The organism is Kribbella sp. NBC_01484 (assembly GCF_036227145.1).
Taxonomy (GTDB): domain Bacteria; phylum Actinomycetota; class Actinomycetes; order Propionibacteriales; family Kribbellaceae; genus Kribbella.
This window is the reverse complement of sequence record NZ_CP109437.1, coordinates 5267666-5287487: the sequence shown is the minus strand read 5'-3', so window position 1 is coordinate 5287487 and position 19822 is coordinate 5267666. Positions and strand designations below refer to the sequence as shown.

Annotated in this window: 19 protein-coding genes; 7 read left to right on the top strand and 12 right to left on the bottom strand. The window is 68.5% G+C overall.

Annotation, left to right across the window (positions count from 1 at the left end; genetic code table 11):
- Window positions 1-91: 91 nt before the first annotated feature.
- From OG555_RS26075 to OG555_RS26055, 5 genes are all read left to right on the top strand, one after another.
- A complete protein-coding gene (locus OG555_RS26075) occupies window positions 92-2413 on the top strand; it encodes a M43 family zinc metalloprotease (RefSeq protein ID WP_329475175.1) in 2322 nt (773 codons plus the stop codon).
- Window positions 2414-2523: 110 nt separating this feature from the next.
- Window positions 2524-2700, top strand: a complete 177-nt coding sequence (locus OG555_RS26070) for a hypothetical protein (RefSeq protein ID WP_329475174.1) — start codon at window positions 2524-2526, stop codon at window positions 2698-2700.
- A 1-nt stretch (window position 2701) separates the two neighbouring features.
- Window positions 2702-4024 (top strand): M28 family metallopeptidase, encoded by a 1323-nt coding sequence (locus tag OG555_RS26065; protein WP_329475173.1) that lies wholly within the window; start codon window positions 2702-2704, stop codon window positions 4022-4024.
- A 5-nt stretch (window positions 4025-4029) separates the two neighbouring features.
- The gene (locus tag OG555_RS26060; RefSeq protein ID WP_329475172.1) at window positions 4030-5364 is read left to right on the top strand and encodes an HAD-IA family hydrolase; all 1335 of its coding nucleotides are present in this window, start codon (window positions 4030-4032) and stop codon (window positions 5362-5364) included.
- Between the two features lie 47 nt (window positions 5365-5411).
- A complete protein-coding gene (locus OG555_RS26055) occupies window positions 5412-5789 on the top strand; it encodes a hypothetical protein (protein ID WP_329475171.1) in 378 nt (125 codons plus the stop codon).
- 34 nt (window positions 5790-5823) lie between these two features.
- Here the strand turns inward: OG555_RS26055 and OG555_RS26050 are convergent, their stop codons facing one another.
- Together OG555_RS26050 and pcaD are read right to left on the bottom strand one after the other, a co-directional pair.
- Complete coding sequence (locus OG555_RS26050) at window positions 5824-7755, bottom strand: TIGR03960 family B12-binding radical SAM protein (protein ID WP_329475170.1); 1932 nt, start codon at window positions 7753-7755, stop codon at window positions 5824-5826.
- Window positions 7756-7828: 73 nt separating this feature from the next.
- Window positions 7829-8572: a 3-oxoadipate enol-lactonase gene (pcaD, locus tag OG555_RS26045; RefSeq protein ID WP_329475169.1), complete on the bottom strand. Its 744-nt coding sequence runs from the start codon at window positions 8570-8572 to the stop codon at window positions 7829-7831.
- Between the two features lie 83 nt (window positions 8573-8655).
- Here pcaD and OG555_RS26040 point away from each other — a divergent pair, with 83 nt between their 5' ends.
- Complete coding sequence (locus tag OG555_RS26040) at window positions 8656-9594, top strand: LLM class F420-dependent oxidoreductase (RefSeq protein ID WP_329475168.1); 939 nt, start codon at window positions 8656-8658, stop codon at window positions 9592-9594.
- A 14-nt stretch (window positions 9595-9608) separates the two neighbouring features.
- Here the strand turns inward: OG555_RS26040 and OG555_RS26035 are convergent, their stop codons facing one another.
- Window positions 9609-10022 carry a DUF2000 domain-containing protein gene (locus tag OG555_RS26035; RefSeq protein WP_329475167.1) on the bottom strand — a complete coding sequence of 138 codons (414 nt, stop codon included), beginning with the start codon at window positions 10020-10022 and terminating at the stop codon, window positions 9609-9611.
- Between the two features lie 79 nt (window positions 10023-10101).
- On the opposite strand from OG555_RS26035, the gene OG555_RS26030 reads away from it, so the two are divergent.
- Window positions 10102-10560 carry an Lrp/AsnC family transcriptional regulator gene (locus OG555_RS26030; RefSeq protein WP_328522462.1) on the top strand — a complete coding sequence of 153 codons (459 nt, stop codon included), beginning with the start codon at window positions 10102-10104 and terminating at the stop codon, window positions 10558-10560.
- Window positions 10561-10593: 33 nt separating this feature from the next.
- Here OG555_RS26030 and OG555_RS26025 read toward each other — a convergent pair whose 3' ends face one another.
- The 9 genes from OG555_RS26025 to OG555_RS25985 form a co-directional block, all read right to left on the bottom strand.
- On the bottom strand, window positions 10594-11334 hold the full coding sequence (locus tag OG555_RS26025; RefSeq protein WP_329475166.1) for a hypothetical protein: 741 nt from the start codon (window positions 11332-11334) through the stop codon (window positions 10594-10596).
- A gap of 409 nt (window positions 11335-11743) precedes the next feature.
- Window positions 11744-12910 carry a rod shape-determining protein RodA gene (gene rodA / locus OG555_RS26020; RefSeq protein ID WP_329475165.1) on the bottom strand — a complete coding sequence of 389 codons (1167 nt, stop codon included), beginning with the start codon at window positions 12908-12910 and terminating at the stop codon, window positions 11744-11746.
- Between the two features lie 10 nt (window positions 12911-12920).
- Window positions 12921-14975 carry a penicillin-binding protein 2 gene (gene mrdA, locus OG555_RS26015; protein WP_329475164.1) on the bottom strand — a complete coding sequence of 685 codons (2055 nt, stop codon included), beginning with the start codon at window positions 14973-14975 and terminating at the stop codon, window positions 12921-12923.
- Window positions 14972-15508 carry a rod shape-determining protein MreD gene (mreD, locus tag OG555_RS26010; RefSeq protein ID WP_329475163.1) on the bottom strand — a complete coding sequence of 179 codons (537 nt, stop codon included), beginning with the start codon at window positions 15506-15508 and terminating at the stop codon, window positions 14972-14974. Before mreD ends, mrdA begins: the two co-directional genes overlap by 4 nt.
- Window position 15509: 1 nt before the next feature.
- A complete protein-coding gene (gene mreC, locus OG555_RS26005) occupies window positions 15510-16457 on the bottom strand; it encodes a rod shape-determining protein MreC (protein WP_329475162.1) in 948 nt (315 codons plus the stop codon).
- Between the two features lie 10 nt (window positions 16458-16467).
- On the bottom strand, window positions 16468-17496 hold the full coding sequence (locus OG555_RS26000) for a rod shape-determining protein (RefSeq protein WP_442914065.1): 1029 nt from the start codon (window positions 17494-17496) through the stop codon (window positions 16468-16470).
- 140 nt (window positions 17497-17636) lie between these two features.
- On the bottom strand, window positions 17637-18047 hold the full coding sequence (gene ndk, locus OG555_RS25995; RefSeq protein ID WP_329475161.1) for a nucleoside-diphosphate kinase: 411 nt from the start codon (window positions 18045-18047) through the stop codon (window positions 17637-17639).
- Between the two features lie 38 nt (window positions 18048-18085).
- On the bottom strand, window positions 18086-18421 hold the full coding sequence (locus tag OG555_RS25990) for a DUF4233 domain-containing protein (protein ID WP_329475160.1): 336 nt from the start codon (window positions 18419-18421) through the stop codon (window positions 18086-18088).
- Window positions 18418-19776 (bottom strand): bifunctional folylpolyglutamate synthase/dihydrofolate synthase, encoded by a 1359-nt coding sequence (locus OG555_RS25985; protein WP_329475159.1) that lies wholly within the window; start codon window positions 19774-19776, stop codon window positions 18418-18420. The genes OG555_RS25990 and OG555_RS25985 overlap by 4 nt, the downstream gene beginning before the upstream one ends.
- Between the last annotated feature and the right edge of the window lie 46 nt (window positions 19777-19822).

Genomic DNA, 19822 nt, shown 5'->3' with positions numbered 1-19822 from the left:
ATCGAAAGGGCGGGCTGGGGGAAGAACCTCTTCGGTCCGGGACCGTGCGCGGTTCCGACCCGCTCGTGCGCCCCCGCTGGAAGGGGGAGAGATGCCGAGAAAGGCCAACGGGCGAGCGGACAAGCACCGCGATGACGACCACCGGATGCCGGGTGAGGTGCCGGCCGCCGAGCAGGTCGCGAACGGACAGCCCGCGGCGAACGGCATGCCGATGTCCGGAATGACCGGAGCACCGGCCTCGGGCGCCGCCGACATGAGCGGCGGCCAGCCCAGTGGAGCAGGAATGTCGGGCGGCGGCCAACCGGCCGGCGACGGCATGAGTGGCGGCGGCAAGGCCGGTGGTGCCGGCATGAGTGGCGGCGGCAAGGCCGGTGGTGCCGGTATGAGCGGCGCGGACGGGCGCACCGAGTTCCCGACCCAGCGGCAGTGCGGTGTGATGGATGTGCACCGGCGGCTGCTGACGACGTCACCGGGGTACGCCGCGGCCCGGTCGGCCATCGAGACCGCGACGATCGGCTACGTCTCCGGACCGGACCGCTTCAGCGGGATCGCCCGCATCCCGTGTGTCGTGCACGTGGTCTGGAACACTGCGGCCCAGAACATCTCGCAAGCCCAGATCGACAGCCAGATCGACGTCCTGAACCGCGACTACCGGGCCACCAACCCCGACACGAGCATCGTGCCGCCGGTCTTCAGCGGCCTGATCGCGGACACCCGGGTCGAGTTCTTCCTGGCGACCGAGGACCCGAACGGGAACCCGACCACCGGTGTCACCCGGACCCAGACCAGTTCGACGAGTTTCGGCACCGACGACAAGGTGAAGTCGTCGGCGACCGGCGGCATCGACCCGTGGCCGACCGACCGGTACCTGAACCTCTGGGTCTGCCCGCTCGGCGGCGGCCTGCTCGGGTACGCCCAGTTCCCGGGCGGTCCGGCGAACACCGACGGCGTGGTCATCCTGCACAGCGGGTTCGGCACCAACGGTACGGCGGCCGCACCGTTCGACCTGGGCCGGAGCGCGACCCACGAGGTCGGCCACTACCTGAACCTGTTCCACATCTGGGGCGACGACGGCAGTGGCTGCAGCGGCAGCGACGAGTGCGCAGACACCCCGAACGCGGCCGGCCCGAACTTCGGCGTACCGACGTTCCCGCACGTGACCTGCAGCAACGGGCCGAACGGCGACCTGTTCTACGACTACATGGACTACACGGACGACCGCGGCATGGTGATGTTCACCAACGACCAGGTGGCCCGGATGCAGGCCTGCCTGGACACCGTGCGCAAGGGTCTGCCGATCTTCGGCAGTGGCTCCAGTACGCCGGAACCGGCCGGCTCGGTGGTGGCGTGGGGCGCGAACCGGCTCGACGCGTTCGTCCTCGGCACCGACCTGGCGATGTATCACAAGTGGTGGAACGGATCGGCCTGGGGACCGTCCGTCGCCGGTTACGAGTACATGGGTGGTATCTGTATGAGTGCTCCTGAAGTCGCGTCCTGGGCGCCGAACCGGCTGGACGCCTTCGTCCTCGGCACCGATCACGCGCTGTACCACAAGTGGTGGGACGGCTCGAACTGGGGACCGAGCGTCACCGGCTACGAGTATCTCGGCGGCGTCTGCATGAGCCCGCCGCGGCTGGCCACCTGGGGCCCGAACCGGCTGGATGCCTTCGTCCTCGGCACCGACCGCGCGCTGTACCACAAGTGGTGGGACGGCTCGAACTGGGGACCGAGTGTCACCGGCTACGAGTACATGGGCGGCATCTGCATGAGCCCGCCCGAAGTCGTTGCCTGGGGCAAAGACAGGCTGGATGTCTTCGTGCTCGGCACCGACAACGCGGTCTACCACAAGTGGTGGGACGGGGCGAACTGGGGACCGTCGGTCACCGGCTACGAGTACCTCGGTGGCGTCTGCGCTTCGCCACCGCGGGTCGTCGCCTGGGGCGAGAACCGGCTCGACATGTTCGTCATCGGCACCGATTCCGCGCTGTACCACAAGTGGTGGGACGGCTCGGCCTGGTCGGGCTGGGAGTACATGGGCGGCGTGTGCACGACGGCGCCGACGGTCGTCTCGTGGGGCTCGGACCGGCTGGACGTGTTCCTGCTCGGCACCGACTCCGCGCTGTACCACAAGTGGTGGGACGGGTCCGCGTGGGGACCGTCGGTCACCGGCTACGAGTACATGGGCGGTGTCTGCACCGACGAGCCACGTGTGGTCTCGTGGGACCAGAACCGGCTGGACGTCTTCGTCACCGGCACCGACAAGCAGCTCTGGCACAAGTGGTGGGACGGCTCGAACTGGGGACCGTCGGTCACCGGGTACGAACCGCTCGGCGGCGTCATCAGCGACTTCAGGGTGACCATCCCCGAGTCGATGCCGGCGACGACACCCAGCGGACAGGCGGTGGGAGTCTGAGCACCGAACCGGTCGGGCGGTGGACGCACTCGTTCGAGGAGGACCACGACGGGATCAGCGTCTATCGCCGCGACGACTTCGCCTTCCCGCCGGCCCGCGGCCGGCGGGGGGTGGAGTTCGGCCCCGACGGCACGCTGATCGAGTACGCGATCGGCCGGGGCGACGCCCCCGAAGCCCGCCCGGCCGGCCGCTGGGACGCCAGCGGCCGGCTGGACCGAGGCTCCGGGAGCACCGGCCAAATCGTCAAGTCCGAGCCCGACCGCCTAGAGATCAACTGGCAGAACTGACATGACTACAGCACCTGTGCGATATCTCGTCGTACCGACTGCCGATGCCGCCGATGGGGCGCAGTCGGCGCGGTTCGGCGACAAGACCATCCTCTGGGTGCCGGCCGACCAACGCCTCGGCCGGGCCTCCCGGACCGCACCCGGCCTGCTGCTCGTCACGCAGGTGGGCCGGAGCTTCCAGGACGACTACCCCGATGTCACGCCGCTGCTCGACCGCGGCCGGCACCTGGTGATCTCGTCCGCCGACAAACCCCGCCGCCGGTCGAACCACTGCTGGCGGGTCGAACACCTCCGCGCCGGTACGACGATTGTCGACAATCCGATCGTCTCCGCGGCCCGGGCCGATCCGGCCGTCGCGGCGCTCGTCGGTGAACTGTCGCCCGCGTCGTACCAGTCGGACCTGACCTGGTTGGCGAGTCTGCCGACCCGGCACTCGCTGAGTACGACGTTCACGCAGGCGATGGACTTCGCAGCGGACCGAATGGTTGCCCTCGGCTACACCGTGAGCCGGATGCCGATCACCGTGGGCGCGGGCCATTCGGCGAACCTGATCGGCGATCGGGCCGGGGCCGGATCCACCCGTGGACTCGTGATCGTCACGGCCCACCTGGACTCGATCAACATCGCCGGCGGTCCGGCCGCGGCCGCCCCTGGCGCGGACGACAACGGGAGCGGCTCGGCCGGCGTGCTCGAGCTCGGCCGGCTGTTGTCGACGCGGTCGTGGCAGCACGACGTACGACTGATCCTCTTCGGTGGCGAGGAGGAGGGACTGTTCGGCAGCAAGCAGTACGTCGCCGCGCTGCCGCCGGCCGAGCGATCCCGCGTCCGGGCCGTGCTGAACATGGACATGATCGCGACCCGGAACACCGCGATGCCGACCGTGTTGCTCGAAGGTGCGCCCGTGTCGTCGAGTCAGATGACGGCCCTGGCGACGGCGGCCGCGACGTACACCGGGCTGAAGGTGGACACGTCGCTGAACCCGTTCGCCAGCGACCATGTGCCGTTCATCAACGCCGGGGTCCCGGCCGTGCTGACGATCGAAGGCGCGGACAGCGCGAACGGCCACATCCACTCGGCGAACGACACGCTGAACTTCATCGACTGGTCGCTGGCCGCCGAGATCCTCCGGATGAACATCGCCGCGTTGGCCGGCTGGCTCGAACTGGCGGTTGCGGTTCGGCCCAGACCGGCCGGCTCAGTGGTCTCCTGGGGCCCGGACCGACTCGACGTCTTCGCGGTCGGGATGGACTCGGCCCTGTACCACAAGGCATACGACGGTAGCTGGCACGACTACGAGTCCCTAGGAGGTGTTGTCCTAAGCTGACACGCGTGTGGAGTCCGAATGCGCGTGACCTTGGCGGCCTTCCGACCCGATACGGCGTACCGACCCGCGAGCGGGCGCTGTTCCGTTCGGAATCGCTCGACGACCTGGAGGCCGACGGTCGGGCTGCTTTCGATGCCGTAGGTGCCGGACTGGTTCTCGATCTGCGCTCCGATGGGGAGATCAGGCAACCACATCTGCTCGACGGCTCATCGTCGTACCAGCGCATTCCCTGGATCGATCCGGTCGCCGATGCGGCCCGCGACGCGTCCGCCGAGGCGGGCATCGCGGACATCTACCGCGGCAGCCTCACGCGCAACAAGGAGCACATCGCACGGGCCTTCCGGGCCGTTGCGGAGGCGCCGGCCGACCGGCCGGTCGTGGTGCATTGCCGCGCGGGCAAGGACCGCACCGGCTTGATGATCGCCATCCTGCTCGACCTGGTCGGCGTGGCGCGGGCCGTCATCGCCGAGGACTACGCGCTCAGTGAAGCCCGGCTCGGTCTGCAGAACGGCCCCGAGATGTCCCGCTCCCGGCCGGAGACCATTCTGGCCTCGCTCGACCACCTCGATCGCGCGTACGGCGACGTCCGCGGGTATCTGACCTGGTGCGGGCTGACCGAGGCCGAGATCCACCGGCTCGCGACCCGCCTGGTGCCGGTCGACGTTCGGGCTGTGGTGTTCGACTTCGACGGGCTGTTGATGGACACCGAGACCACGATGGTGGAGAGCTGGCGGGCCGAGTGGGCGCATCACGGGCTCGAGCTGGAGCTCGACGAGTTCTGGCCCGGGCATGGCGGTGACATCACCGAGGATCGGTACGCCGTCCTGGCGGCCGCGGTCGGCTCCGGCTTCGATCGTGCCGCGAGCCACGCCCGCCGCACCGCCCACCGGAAGGCGATGCACCAGGACCTCGACTTCCGGCCCGGGATCCGCGCGTGGGTGATGACGGCGCGGGAGCTGGGTCTGAAGGTCGCGATCGCGAGCAGCTCACCGCGTCCGTGGGTGCAGGGTCATCTGGAGCGCGTGGACGCGGTCGAGCTCTTCGATCTGGTCGTCACCGGGGACGAGGTCGAGGCCCACAAACCCGATCCGGCGATCTATCTGCTGGCCTTGCGTCGTCTCGGCGTACCGGGTGACGAGGCGATCGCGGTCGAGGACACCGCGCACGGGGTCGCGGCGGCGCAGGCGGCCGGGATGGTGGCGGTCGCGATCCCCAACCCGTTCGTGGATGCGGTCGCCGTCGCGGCGGCCGACCTGGTTCTGGGCAGCGCTGACGAGGTGTTGCTCAGCGAGCTGCTTCTTTCCGTGGGATCGAAAGGGTCGACCGCGGTAACCGAGTGACCTATTCTGCTGACCCTCTGTAAATTTCCAACCGGAGGGATATACGGATGCGGAAGCTTGTTGGGGCTGTGGCAGCCACGGCGGCGGTTGCGGCCGGGATGGTGATGGGGACGCCGGCCCAGGCGTCGACCGCGGGGACGCAGGCTTGTGACCTGGTGACGGCGCAGTCCGTCGGGTACAGCGCGCTGATGCTGTACGTCGCGGTCGGGCTGGAGGGCTGTTCGAACAGCGTCACCGAGGTCCGGGTCGAGCTGCAGAAGGGCCCGAGCGCCACCGGCCCGTTCACCACGGTCGCCGAGACGTATGCGTACTCGGGTGGCGGCGCCTGGTTCGACGAGGGCACCGGCTGCGGCTACTACGTCGGCGTAGCCCACTGGCAAGACCAGACCGAGACGACGCCCACTCCGGCGTACTACTGCAACTGACGGCTCGGGGCCCGCGCCGACCGCGGGCCCCAAGTCAGACCACAGACAGGGGCAGGAGCTTCTTGCCGGTGGGGCCGATCTGAATCTCGGTGCCCATCTGCGGGCAGACGCCGCAGTCGAAGCACGGAGTCCAGCGGCAGTCCTCGACCTCGATCGCGCCGTCCTCCTCGAGCGAGTCCTGCCAGTCCTCCCACAGCCAGTCGCGGTCCAGGCCCGAGTCAAGGTGGTCCCAGGGCAGGACTTCGGCGTACTCGCGCTCTCGCGTGGTGTACCAGGTCAGGTCGACCGGCTCGTCGGCCAGCGCCTTCTCGGCGGACTCGACCCAGCGCTCGTACGAGAAGTGCTCGCTCCAGCCGTCGAACCGGCCGCCGTCGCGCCAGACCGCCTCGATGATCCGGCCGACCCGGCGGTCGCCGCGGGACAGCAGGCCCTCGATGATGCCGGGCTTGCCGTCGTGGTAGCGGAAGCCGATCGCCTTCGCGTACTTCCGGTCCGACCGGATCGCCGCGCCCAGCTTGGCCAGCCGGGCGTCGGTCTCCTCGACGCCGAGCTGCGAGGCCCACTGGAACGGCGTGTGCGGCTTCGGCACGAACCCACCGATCGACACGGTGCAGCGGATGTCGTTGCGGCCGGAGACCTTACGGCCGGTGGCGATCACCCGCTTGGCCAGGTCGGCGATCGCCAGCACGTCCTCGTCGGTCTCGGTCGGCAGGCCGCACATGAAGTACAGCTTCACCTGCCGCCAGCCGTGGCTGTACGCCGCCGCGACCGTGCGGATCAGGTCCTCCTCGCTGACCATCTTGTTGATCACCTTGCGCATCCGGTCCGACCCGCCCTCGGGCGCGAAGGTCAGGCCGCTGCGCCGGCCGTTGCGGGAGAACTCGTTCGCCAGCGTGATGTTGAACGCGTCGACCCTTGTCGAAGGCAACGACAACGAGACGTTGCTGCCCTCGTACCGGTCGCCCAGCCCCTTCGCCACTTCGGCGATCTCGCTGTGGTCGGCCGAGGACAGGCTGAGCAGGCCAACCTCCTCGAACCCGGACTGCTTCAGCCCGTTCTCCACCATGTCGCCGATCGTGGTGATGCTGCGCTCGCGCACCGGCCGGGTGATCATGCCGGCCTGGCAGAACCGGCAGCCGCGGGTGCAGCCGCGGAAGATCTCCACCGAGTACCGCTCGTGCACGGTCTCGGCCAGCGGAACCAGCGGCTTCTTCGGGTACGGCCAAGCGTCGAGGTCCATCACGGTGTGCTTGGCCGTCCGCCACGGGACGCCGTGACGGTTCGGGGCGACCCGCTTGATCCGGCCATCGGTCAGGTACTCGACCGTGAAGAACTTCGGGATGTAGACGCCACCGGACGCGGCCAGCCGCATCAGCACCTCGTCGCGTCCGCCCGGGCTGCCCTCGTCCTTCCACTCCCGGATCACGTCCGAGATGGCCAGCACGATCTCCTCGCCGTCACCGAGGACTGCGGCGTCGATGAAGTCGGCGATCGGCTCGGGGTTGAACGCGGCGTGCCCACCGGCCAGCACGATCGGGTCCTCGTCGGTCCGGTCGACGGCGTACAGCGGGATCCCGGCCAGGTCGAGCGCGGTCAGCATGTTGGTGTAGCCGAGCTCGGTCGAGAACGACAGCCCGAACACGTCGAACGCCCGGACCGGCCGGTGACTGTCCAGCGTGAACTGCGGGATCTTGTGGTCCCGCATCACCTGCTCCATGTCCGGCCAGACGGAGTACGTCCGCTCGGCCAGGATGTGGTCGCGCTCGTTCAGCACCTCGTAGAGGATCTGGACGCCCTGGTTCGGCAGGCCGACCTCGTACGCGTCCGGGTACATCAGCGCCCAGCGCACGCTGACCGCGTCCCAGTCCTTGCTGACCGAGTTCAGCTCACCTCCGACGTACTGGATCGGCTTCTGCACGCTAGGCAGTAACGCCTCCAGGCGCGGGAACAGCGATTCGACAGTCATCGGGCACTTCCGGTCGAGGAGCAGAGCGCCTACCAGACTAACGCCGCCCCTCCCGTACGCCGGAATCGCGCGCTCAGCCGAGGTGAGTGAGCAGCAGCGGGTTGATGACGACCGGGTGGGAGTAGGTGACGAGGTGGGCGGCGTTCTCGATGATCTCGAGGTGGGCGCCGGGGATCTGCGTGGCGAGGGGTACGACGGTCTCCGGCGGGATGGACGTGTCGGAGTCGGTCGTGATGAGGAGGACCGGAGCCGTGATGTCGGCCAGGCCCGGCAGGAGGTTGGTCGACCCCAGTGCCTCGCAGCAGGCGGCGTACCCCTCATCAGGAGTGTCGAGCAGCATCTGGCGGACGGGGGCGAGGTCGGCGAACTCGGGCAGGAACCACCGCCCCAGCGTCGCGTCGGTGATCGACTTCGTCCCCTCGGCCCGGACCTGCGCCGCACGGTCGGTCCACATCTGCGCGTTCGCGGCCGGGTTCGCCGGCGGGCACAACAGCACGAACCGATGGAACCGCTCGGGCGCGTTCTGCGCGAGCCACAGCCCCACCGCGCCGCCCAGCGAGATCCCGACGTACGACGCCTGCTCGACCTCGAGGCCGTCGAGTAACTCGATCACGTCGCCACCGAGATCGTCGATCGTGTACGGCCCAGTCGGCACCTCGGACTTGCCGTGCCCGCGGTGGTCGAACGCCACCACCCGGAATCGCTGTGACAGGACCTCGAGCTGCGGCGCCCACATCGCGGTCGTCGCCCCGAGTGACGGTCCCAGCAGGACCACCGGTGTGTCGGCGGGGCCTGTCGCCTCGTAGTTGAGTCGCATACCCCCACCTTACGGAGGATGGACCGATTCCTTTCCGCATCCCGACCGGTCGATACACGCAAACCGTTCACGGAAAGGCTGCCATGACCAGCTTCAGTGTGTTCCTGCCCTCCGGATTCGCCGGCGAGCTCGCCGGCCTCGACCCCGCCGACGCATTCCGCCGGATCACCGCGGTGGCCCAGGCCGCGGACGAGCTCGGGTTCCACGCCGTCTACGTTCCCGACCACCTGCATCCGATCCCGCCCTCGCAGGCACCGGTGTTCGAGGCCTGGACGATGATCACCGCGCTCGCGGCCGCGACCGACCGGATCCGGCTCGGCCCGTTGGTGACCTCGAACAGCTACCGCAACCCCGCGCTGCAGGCGAAGATCGCGTCCACGATCGACATCGTCAGCAACGGACGGGTGATCTTCGGGATCGGCGCCGGCTGGTACGAGCCGGACTACCTCGGCTACGGGTACGACTTCGGCTCAGCCGGCGACCGGTTGCGCCGGTTGGACGAGGCGGTGCAGTTGATCCGCCGGTTCTGGACCGAGGAGTCGGTCGACTTCGAGGGCAGGTACTACCGCGCCTCCGGCGGACTCAATCAGCCGAAGGGGATCCAGCAACCGCACATCCCGGTACTGGTCGCGGGCGCCGGTGAGCAGAAGACCCTACGGACCGTGGCACGCTGGGCCGACGCGTCGAACATCATCGACTCCCCCAAGGTCCTGCGGCACAAGTACGACGTACTGCGCAAGCACTGCGCCGACGTCGGACGCCCGTACGACGACATCCGGCGGACCGCGACGACGTCGTACATCCTGGGCGCCTCGGACGCGGAGGCCCGGGCGAGAGTCCCCGCCGGAGCCGAGTTCGCGTTCCCCGGCGATCTCGCCTCGTACGGCCTGATCGGCACCGAGTCGACGATCCGGGAACGGATCGCCGCCTTCGAGGACGCCGGGGTCCACGAACTCGTCGTGGGGTTCGAGCACGGCTTGGACGTGGAAGAACTACGGCGCTTCGCCGACCTCTTCTTCTGAGTCGGCCGAGTCCGCTAGCGATAAAGCGACAGCGCGCCCGTGAGGGAGTCGACGACCGGGCGCGCTCCGTACAGGGCGACGCCGAGGTACTCGATGTCTTCAGGCTTGGTGCCACTGAGGGTGGTGGACATCTGGTCGTAGGTGCGCGCTTGCTGGGCGATCTGGTGCATGTCGTGCACGGTGACCCCGTCGCGCGCGGCTGCTTGGGTGCGGAGTTCGTGGAGTTGCTCGGCGGAGGCCCGCAGTACGGGGATCGGGTGGGCGCACATCCCGGAGTGCAGCTCGCCGGAGGCGTCCGCGGTGTCCGAGCCGACCACGTTGTCGTGGTGGTGGTGGCCGAGGCCGACCCCGAGCAGGGCGGCGGTGTTGAGGGCGACGCCAACCGGTGCTTCGGCCGCGATCACCACGACCATCTTGTTCGTCTGCACGGCGGTAAAGCTAGCCTGCCGCACGGGCATCCGCTCGCTGCTCCGAACATCGTTCGGCAGATCTGGGAAACTTCCCCCCATGGACGAACTTGATACGGCGCTGCTGCGGATGCTGCAGAACGACGCCCGCCGGACCAACCGCGACATGGCGGCCGAGCTCGGGATCGCGCCGTCGACCTGTCTGGAGCGGATCCGCGGCCTGCGCGACCGCGGCGTGATCAGCGGGTACCACGCGGAGGTCGATCTGACTGCGATCGACCGGTCCACCCAGGCGATCATCTCGATCAAGCTGCGCCCGCAGGCGATGGCCGTCGCCGTCGCCTTCCAGGACTACGTCAACGAACTGCCCGAGACGCTGGCGATGTTCATGGTGTCCGGCGCCTCCGACTTCCTCGCCCACGTCGCGGTCAAGGACACCCAGGCACTGCGCGACCTCGTCCTCGCGCTGGCCAAACGCCAGGAGATCGCCGACATCCGCAGCTCGGTGGTCTTCGAACATCACCGCCGTACGACGATCATGCCGCTGCCCGACCGGTGACGCTTGTCCGGGTGAGAGACGGCGTGGTGGCGGTCAGGCGGCCTTGAGGACCTGTTGGGCCTTGGTGACGGCGGCTTCGGTGGCGGCGTCCAGTTCACCTTGGCCGGCCAGGACGCCGACTGAGACGACGACGTCGTTGACGCCGGTGGTGGCGACCGTGTACTCGAGACCGCGCTTCGGGCCGCTGGTGCCGGTCAGGCGGAACGCGAACGGGCCGGTGCCGAACTGGGGCGCGCTGATCTTCTCGACCTTCATCGACGTACTGCCCACGCCCTCGGTCTTGAGCGTGACCTTCGAGCAGGAGTCCACGCCATCCTCGTAGGTGCCCTGAAGGTCGGCGACCTTGTCCGCGGTGCCCATCGAATCCAGTCCGAAGTCGATGTACGGGCCTTCCTGGCTGCCGGAGAACGACCGGGTCACGCTGGCTTTCGACCCGGGGGCCTTGGTGGCGTTCAGGTATTTGATCAGGGTCTTGCAGCGGCTGCTCGGCGACGAGAACGGTTTCGCGTTGTCGTCCCGCTCGTCCTTCTGCTGCGTGAACCCGGTCGGGAGATCGCTCAGCACGAGCAGGGCCTTGGTGAGCTCGGCAGCCGTCCGGGTGACCGACTCGCCGGGCGTACCGCTCGGTGCCGACGGGGTCACACTCGGTGCCGGTGTCGTCCCGGCCGGAGTCGAGGCGGCCGATCCGCTCTTCTTGTCAGCTCCACCGCAGGCGGTGAGGGACAGGGCGAGGGCGGCAGCCAGAGCGAGCGGGAACGACACAAACCTGGTCATGGGGCCTCTCGGACTGGACTGAGGAGTGCAGGGAGCGAAGCGACCGGAGCGACGAGGGAAGGCCGAGAGGCAAAGCCCCATGACCCGCCGCGCCGGAGGCGCGGCATTCAGCAGAGTCATGGGGCCTCTCGGACTGGACTGAGGAGTGCAGGGAGCGAAGCGACCGGAGCGACGAGGGAAGGCCGAGAGGCAAAGCCCCATGACCCGCCGCGCCGGAGGCGCGGCATTCAGCAGAGTCATGGGGCCTCTCGGACTGGACTGAGGAGCGCAGGGAGCGAAGCGACCGGAGCGACGAGCGAAGGCCGAGAGGCAAAGCCCCATGACCGCGCCGGCGCCGAAGGCCCGGCCATCAGCAGAGTCGGGCAGGCAGCAGAGTATCTGACATGTCAGCTCTGTCTGAAGAGACTGGTCAGAAGCGGTGTGAGCGGAGGTGAATGTTCTGCAACAGGCCGACGGCCAGCAGGCAGGCGAACATCGACGAACCGCCGTACGAGACGAACGGCAGCGGCAGACCGGTAACCGGCATGATCCCGAGCGTCATCCCAATGTTCTCGAACGCCTGGAACGCGAACCAGCAGACGATCCCGGTCGCCACCAGCCGGCCGAACGCGTCCCGCGCGTTGGTCGCGATTCGCAGCCCGCGGAACAGGATCACCGCGAACAGCACGATGATGGTGCCGGCACCGATCAGCCCGAGCTCCTCCCCTGCGACCGTGAAGACGAAGTCGGTGTGCTGCTCGGGGACGAACGCGTTCTGCGTCTGGCTGCCGTGGAACAGCCCCTGGCCGAAGACCCCGCCGTTGCCGATCGCGATCCGGGCCTGGTTCACGTTGTACCCGATCCCCTGCGGGTCCGAGGACGGGTTCGCGAACGCGATGAACCGGGACAGCTGGTACTGCTTCAGCACCTGCAGCTTGATCGCGATCGCCGCGACCACCACCCCCGCGGTGAGCAGGCCGAGCATCCATCGCTTCGGTACGCCGGACACCGCGACGATCCCGAACACGATCGAGCCCAGCACCATCACCGTGCCGAGGTCGGGCTGCAGCATCACCAGGACCACCGGCACGGCGGCGACCGCGATCGCCTGCGCGACGTCGATCGTCCGGGCGGTCTCGTTGCGGTCGGTCTCCCCCTTCTCCGCGATCAGCAGTGCCATCCCGACGATCACCGCGAGCTTGGCGAACTCGCTCGGCTGGATCGACATCCACGGCAATTGGATCCACGACCGCGATCCGTTGATCACCGCGCCGACCCCGGGCACCAGGACCAGGACCAGGCCGACGATCGAGGCGGCGTACAGGACCGGGGCGAGGATGCGGACCCGGCGGTGGTCGGTGATCGCGGCGCCGATCGCGAGCATCAGGCCGATCGCGAAGTTCATCGCGTGCCGGACCAGGAACGCGTACTGGTTCCCGTCGGTGAGCGACGTGCGGGCGTGCGTCGCGGACCAGATCAGCATCGCGCCGATGAACGACAGCGCGACGACACCGAGCACGAGGACCCAGTCCACCTGCCAAAACGTCGACCGTCGATCCATCCGCGGCCGGGTCCGGATCGGGCTCAGCATTGCCATGCTCGGGCCCTCACTGCTTCGGCTTGGTCTGGCCGGCGGGCGGCACCGGCTTGATGTTGTACAGGGTCTCGTAGATCTTGCGGACCGCGTCACCGCCGGCGCCCGAACCGGTGCCGGCCTGGCTGATCATCATCACCACGGCATAGCGATCCGTGTACGACGCCAGCCACGAGGTGGTCTGCTTGCCGTAGACCTCCGCCGTACCGGTCTTGGCCCGGACCGGCACCTGGTCGACCGGGAAGCCGACGAACTTCCACGCCGCCGTACCGGTCTTGACCGTCTGCTGCAGCGCGCGGTCGATGTAGGTCAGCGTGCTCTTCGGGACCGGCAGCTTCGTCTTCACCGTCGGCTTGATCTCGTGTGACTTGCCGTTCGCGCCGATCCAGGACTGGACCACGCGCGGCTCGTACACGGTGCCGCCGTTCGAGAGGGCCGCGTAGACCGTCGCGAGTTGCAGCGGGGTGACCGTGGTGTCGCCCTGACCGATCGCGAAGTTCACCGCGTCACCGGCGCGATACTTGTAGCCGTCGACACAGAACTCGCGGGAGAACTGCTTCAGGAACGCCGACGTCCCGGCCGGCGGTTTGCTCGCCAGCTTGCAGTAGTAGTCCTTCTGCGAGTCGTAGTAGGTCTTCTTCCATTTCCGGTCCGCGATCCGGCCGCTCACCTCCCCGGGCAGGTCGACCCCGGTCGGCTTACCGAGGCCGAACTTCTGCGCCATCTCGACCAGCGGGTCGTGCGTGCTGATGTCGCTCGAGTTGCCGCCCTCTTTGAGCCAGAGCGCGTAGGCGATCCGGTAGAAGAACGTGTCGCACGACAGCGCGAGCGCCTGGTCGAAGCCGATCATCCCGTACGACGCGGACTCGTAGTTCTTGAAGCGGCGGTTGCCGACCTCGAAGTACGGCGAGCAGTCGAGCCGGGTCTTCGGGCTGTACCCGGCGCCGAGTGCGGCCGAGGTGGTGATCGGCTTGAACGTCGACCCCGGGGCGAGCTGAGCCTGCAGTGCGCGGGAGACCAACGGCGTGCCCGACTTGGTTGAATACAGCGCATCCAGCTCGCGCTGGCTGATGCCGCCGACCCAGACTCCCGGGTCGTAGCTCGGGTAGCTCGCCATCGAGACGATCCGGCCGGTCTTGGTGTCCATCACGACCGCGGCACCGGAGTCGGCGACGTACTTCTTCTTGGTGATCGGGTCGTACTGCTTCCGCGCGGTCATGATCGCGTTCTTCAACTGGGTCTCGACGGACGCCTGGATCCGCGCGTCGATCGTGGTCACCAGGGTCGCGCCCGGCACCGGAGCGGTCTGCTTCTGGATGCCGGTGGTGTATCCGACCGCGTCGACGATGACGTCCTTCACGCCCGGCGTCCCGCGGAGCAGCTGGTCGTACGTGCGCTCGACACCGGCCCGGCCGACGAGGTCCGAGCGGTGCGGGACCGAGTCCTGTCCGGCCTTGTCCAGGTCCTCGAGCTCTTCGGTCGTGATCGGCGAGAGATAGCCGAGGATGTGGGCCGCGTTCACGTGGTACGGCGCCGGGTACGCGCGCAGTGTCTGCGACTCGGCGGCGATCCCGGGGAAGTCCTCGCGGCGTTCCATCACCTCGATCGCGATCTGCTCGCTGACGTCCTTCGCCACCGGAATCGGCTGGTACGGCGTCCCGTTCCAGCAGGCGGGTGGTTTCGACGCGCGGGGCTCACCGCACAGCATGGTGCGTGCTTTGAGGTCCTTCGGCTTCTGCCTGAGCACTTTCGCGAGCCGCGTGATCACGACGTTCTGCTGGCTGTCCGGGAGTTTTGCGAGCACCGAGCGGTCGACGGTGATGACCAGCGACACCCGGTTGCCGACCAGCGTCCGGCCCTGCGAGTCAACGATCGTGCCGCGCGGCGCCGGCACCAGCACCTGGCGGGTGTGGTTCTGCGTCGCCGCCTGGCTGTAGTCCGCGTTGGACATCACCTGCATGTACCAGAGCCGCCCGAACAGCGTGCACAGCAAGGAGAAAACCAGCACTCCGATCACGAACAACCGCAGCCGTGCCTTGAGCGGAGCCTCGAACCCGTCCCAACTCATGGCACCACTCGTCTGCTGCGTTCGCGCGCTGGAACCACGCGACCCAGGACCCACATGACGAGCGGGATCACCACGATCGCGCCGACCACGTCGTACCCCGCGGCGATGCCGAGGCGGACGCCGAACTCGCCCCAGACGACGGACGGGTCATGCAGCAGCGAACCCGTGGCCGAGTACAGGAACAGGGAGACCGCGGTGCCGAGTACGACGGTCAGCGCGACGGCGAGCGGCCCGACCGGACCGGTGGACGTCTCACGGCGGATCAGACCCGCGACGTACCCGGCGATCGCGAGGGACAACGCCCAGCGCCCCGCCGTGTGATCGGCCGGTGGTACGACGTCCAGCAGCAGACCCCCGGCGAAGCCGGCGATCGCTCCCCATTCCGGCCCACGCGACAACCCCAGCGCGATCACGACGATCAGCGTGAGGTCGCAGGTGACGCCGGCGACCGCGATGTTGGACAGCACCGAGGTCTGCACGGTCACGGCCAGCATCAGGAAGAGGGCGGCCAACCCGATACGTACAGCGATCACGTCAGTTCCCCTTTCCTGCTGGAGGTTTGAGTTGGGTGCGCGGTGCCCGGGCCGGTGGTCCGGTCACCACGCCGACCGTGTCGATCCGGGTCGGATCGACGTACGGCTTGATCGTCGCGGTGGACCCGAGGGAGCCCTCGTTCGGCGTGACGGAGGTGACGACACCGATCGGGACCCCCGGCACGTACGGCGCGTTGCCGCTGGAGCCCCAGGTGACGATCCGGTCGCCGACCTTCGGCCGCGCTTTCAGGTCGACCAGCTTGTAGTCGAGGGTGCCCGCCACCTCGCCGCGGCCGGAGACGAAGCCGAGCGCCATCGTCGCGTTCAGCCGGCCGCCCACGGTCGAGTTGCGGTCGCCGATCAGCAGCACGGTCGCGGTCCCCTGGGTGGTCCGCACCACCCGGCCGACCAGACCGGTCCCGTTCAGCACGGTCATGTCGACGTGCACGCCGTCCGCCGTACCGGCGTCGATCGTGACCGTGTGGTTGAAGCTCTGGGCACTGCCGATCCCGATCACCCGGGCCGGCGTCATCGCGTACGCCGGCGCGAGCTTGAGCAGCTGGTCCAGCTCCGTGGCCCGGTTGCGGGCGTAGTCGGAGGTGTTCAGCTCCCGGGTCAGGTCCTCGTTGTCCTTCTTCAGTTTTTCGTTCTCTGCTTTCAACCTATCCATTTCCGCGAACCGGTCGCGGAGGTTGTCCACAGGCTGCCGGGCCGAGGTCGCGGTCGACTCGAGCGGGCCGAACACGCCCGCCGCGGCCTCGCGCAGCGGCTCCACCGGCGAGCCGGCCGAGCGCCGGGCGTCCAGCACGATCAACGTGAAGCAGGCCAGTACGACCAGGACCAGCACGGTCCGGCGGCGGCGGACCCCGCGCGGCGTGCCGGCTGAGCGGAGCGGTGCACCGGCCGAACGGAACGCGCTCCGGGCCGGAGTACCGAGGTCTTTGAGCATCGGTGGAACCTCAGCGCCGGTTGTCAGTTACCAGAATGCGGTTCAGCGTCTCGATGTTGTCGACGCACTTGCCGGCGCCGAGCACGACGGCGTCCAACGGGTTCTCCGCCACGTGGATCGGGATACCGGTCTCGTGCCGCAGCCGCTCGTCCATGCCCTTCAGCAGCGCGCCGCCGCCGGTCAGCACGATGCCGCGGTCGACGATGTCGCCGGCCAGCTCCGGCGGGGTCTTGTCCAGGGTGGCCTTGACCGCGTCGACGATCGCGGTGATCGGCTCCTCGATCGCCTGCCGGATGTTCGACGACGAGACCTTCACGGTCCGCGGCAGGCCGGACACCATGTCCCGGCCGCGGATCTCGCTGTCCGGCCCGTCGGTGGTCGGGAACGCCGACCCGATCGTCATCTTGATCTGCTCGGAGGTCGCCTCGCCGAGCATCAGCGAGTACTCCTTCTTGCAGTAGTTCACAACTGCCTTGTCGATGGCGTCACCGGCCACCCGGATCGACTGACTGGTGACGATGCCGCCGAACGAGATGACCGCGACCTCCGTCGTACCGCCGCCGATGTCGACCACCATGTTGCCGGTGGCGTCGCGGACCTCGAGGTTGGAGCCGAGCGCGGCGGCCATCGGCTCCTCGATGATGTAGACCTTGCGGGCCCCGGCCATGTATCCGGCGTCGCGGACCGCGCGCTGCTCGACCGCGGTGATCCCGGACGGCACGCAGACCACGATCCGCGGCTTGGCGAAGTACCGGCGCCGGTGCACCCGCTGGATGAAGTAGCGCAGCATCTGCTCGGCGGCGTCGAAGTCGGCGATCACGCCGTCCTTCAGGGGGCGGATCGCGGTGATGTTGCCGGGCGTCCGGCCGATCATCTTCTTCGCCTCGTGCCCGAACGCGACCGCCTCGCGCGGTTCGTCGGTCCGGGTGGCCACCACCGAGGGCTCGTTCAGTACGACGCCCCGACCACGGACGTAGACGAGTGTGTTCGCCGTCCCGAGATCGACCGCCATGTCGCGGCCGAGCATGCTGTTCGCCACCGCGGCACCTCCCACTCGGTCCCCGATCAGGCTAAGCGCCGCCCGCGCCCAGCCCATGGACCGACACGACCCGTCCGCCCAGGCACGTATCGTATCCGTTTCTTCACCAGCAGTCCCCAGCGGGCCGCGGACCCCTTAGATCATGGGAGGTCGGGGAACCAGATCTTGATTTCGCGGGCGGCGGACTCCTCGGAGTCGGAGCCGTGCACGAGGTTCTCGCGGTTGGACAGCGAGAGGTCGCCCCGGATGGTGCCGGGGGCGGCCTTGCGGCCGTCGGTGGCGCCGTTCAGCGCGCGGACCACCTCGACCGCCTCGTCTCCTTCGAGGACCAGAGCGACCAGCGGGCCGCTGATGACGAAGTCGCGCAGCGGCGGGTAGAACGCCTTCTCGACGTGCTCGGCGTAGTGCTGGTCGGCCAGCTCAGCGTCGATCGTGCGCTGGTCCATCGCGACGATCCGGAGCCCTTTGGCCTCGAACCGGCCCAGCACCTCGCCCACCAGGCCACGGCGGACCGTGTCGGGCTTCAGCAGGACCAGGGTGCGCTGCGACATCTGTCAACTCTTTCTCGAAGTAGGTCGGGGCGCCGAGCCTAACCGCTCTGTGCTTCCTGTGCCTTCTTGGCTTCCTCGATGCGGCGGCCGAGGACGATGGCGGCCACCCAGAAGCCCGCGAACGCGAGCCCGAGCACGAACATCACCGGTACGACGAAGCCGAGGCCGACCGCGCCGACCTGGACCACCGACCCGAGGATGTAGCCGAGCTGGAAACGCAGCAGACCGGCGGCGATGATCGCCAGTACGGCGAGCCCGATGCAGACCGGCACCGCCACCCCGGGCCGGACGTCGGCAACCGAGATCATCACCGGCGTCACCAACGCGAGCAGCAACGCCTCGAAACCGAGCACGATCGAGGCGAGCGACCTCATTGCTCGTCCTTCGGTTTGCGGACCAGCAGGGTGCGCGCTTCGCCGGCGGTGATGACGGATCCGGTGATCAGTACGCCGCCCGTCCCCATGGCGATCGCGTTCTCCTCGGCCAGCCGGATCGCGTCGTCGATCGCGTCGATCAGATGCGGCCGGACCAGCACCCGATCCTCACCGAAGATCTCCATCGCCAGCTCTCCCAGCTCCTCGGCCGGCATCGAACGTTCGACGAAGCTGTTCCGGGTGCACACGACCGTCTCCATGATCGGCTCGAACGCCTCGAGAACGCCGTACACGTCCTTGTCCTTCATGCAGCCGAGGACGCCGATCAGTGGCTGGAACGCGAACGCCTCGGAGACCGTGGCCGCGGTCGCCTCGGCGCCATGCGGGTTGTGCGCGGCGTCGACGATGATCGTCGGGCTGGTCCGGACGACCTCCATCCGGCCGGGGCTGGTGACCTGGGCGAAGCCGGCCTGGAGCAGTTCGGTGCTGACCCGCCCCTCGGCCTGCGGGCCTGCGCCCAGCAGCGCTTCGACGGCAGCGACCGCGGTAGCCGCATTGTGCGCCTGGTACTCACCGTGCAGGGGGACGTAGATCTCGTCGTACTCTCCGCCCAGGCCCTTGATATCGATCAGCTGGCCACCGACCGCGACCGAGCGGCCCGTGACGCCGAACTCGATCCCTTCGCGGGCGACCTGCGAACCGACCTCGGCGGCCTTGGCCAGCAGCACCTCGAAGACGTCCAGGCTCTGCTGCGACATCACCGTCGTACCGCCGGGCTTGATGATGCCGGCCTTGTCCCGGGCGATGGTGACCGGATCCGCGCCGAGGATGTGCGCGTGGTCGACCGCCACCGGGGTGATCACCGAGACGGTCCCGTCGGCGACGTTGGTGGAGTCCCAGGTGCCGCCGAGGCCGACCTCGATGACGGCCACGTCGACGGGCGCGTCCGCGAAGACCGCGAACGCCATCGCGGTCATCACCTCGAAGAACGACAGCGGATGTTCCTGCTCGGCGTCGACCACGTCCAGGTACGGCGCGATCTCGGCGTACGCGTCGACGAAGAGTTGCTCGCTGATCGGTTCGCCGTCCAGGGTGATCCGCTCCCGGACCGACTCCAGGTGCGGGCTGGTGAACCGGCCGGTGCGCAGGCCCGCCTCGCGGAGCAGGGTGTCGATCATCCGCGCGGTCGAGGTCTTGCCGTTGGTCCCGGTCAGATGCACCACGGGGTAGGCCTTCTGCGGGTCGCCGAGCAGCTCGACCAGCCGTTGGATCCGGTCCAGCGTGGGCTCGATCTTGTGCTCCGGCCATCTTTGCTGAAGCCGTGCCGATACCTCGGCGTAGGAAAGGTCGCTCATCAGAACACCGAGTCTAGTGAGCGCTGTGGATAACCGGTCGGAGCAC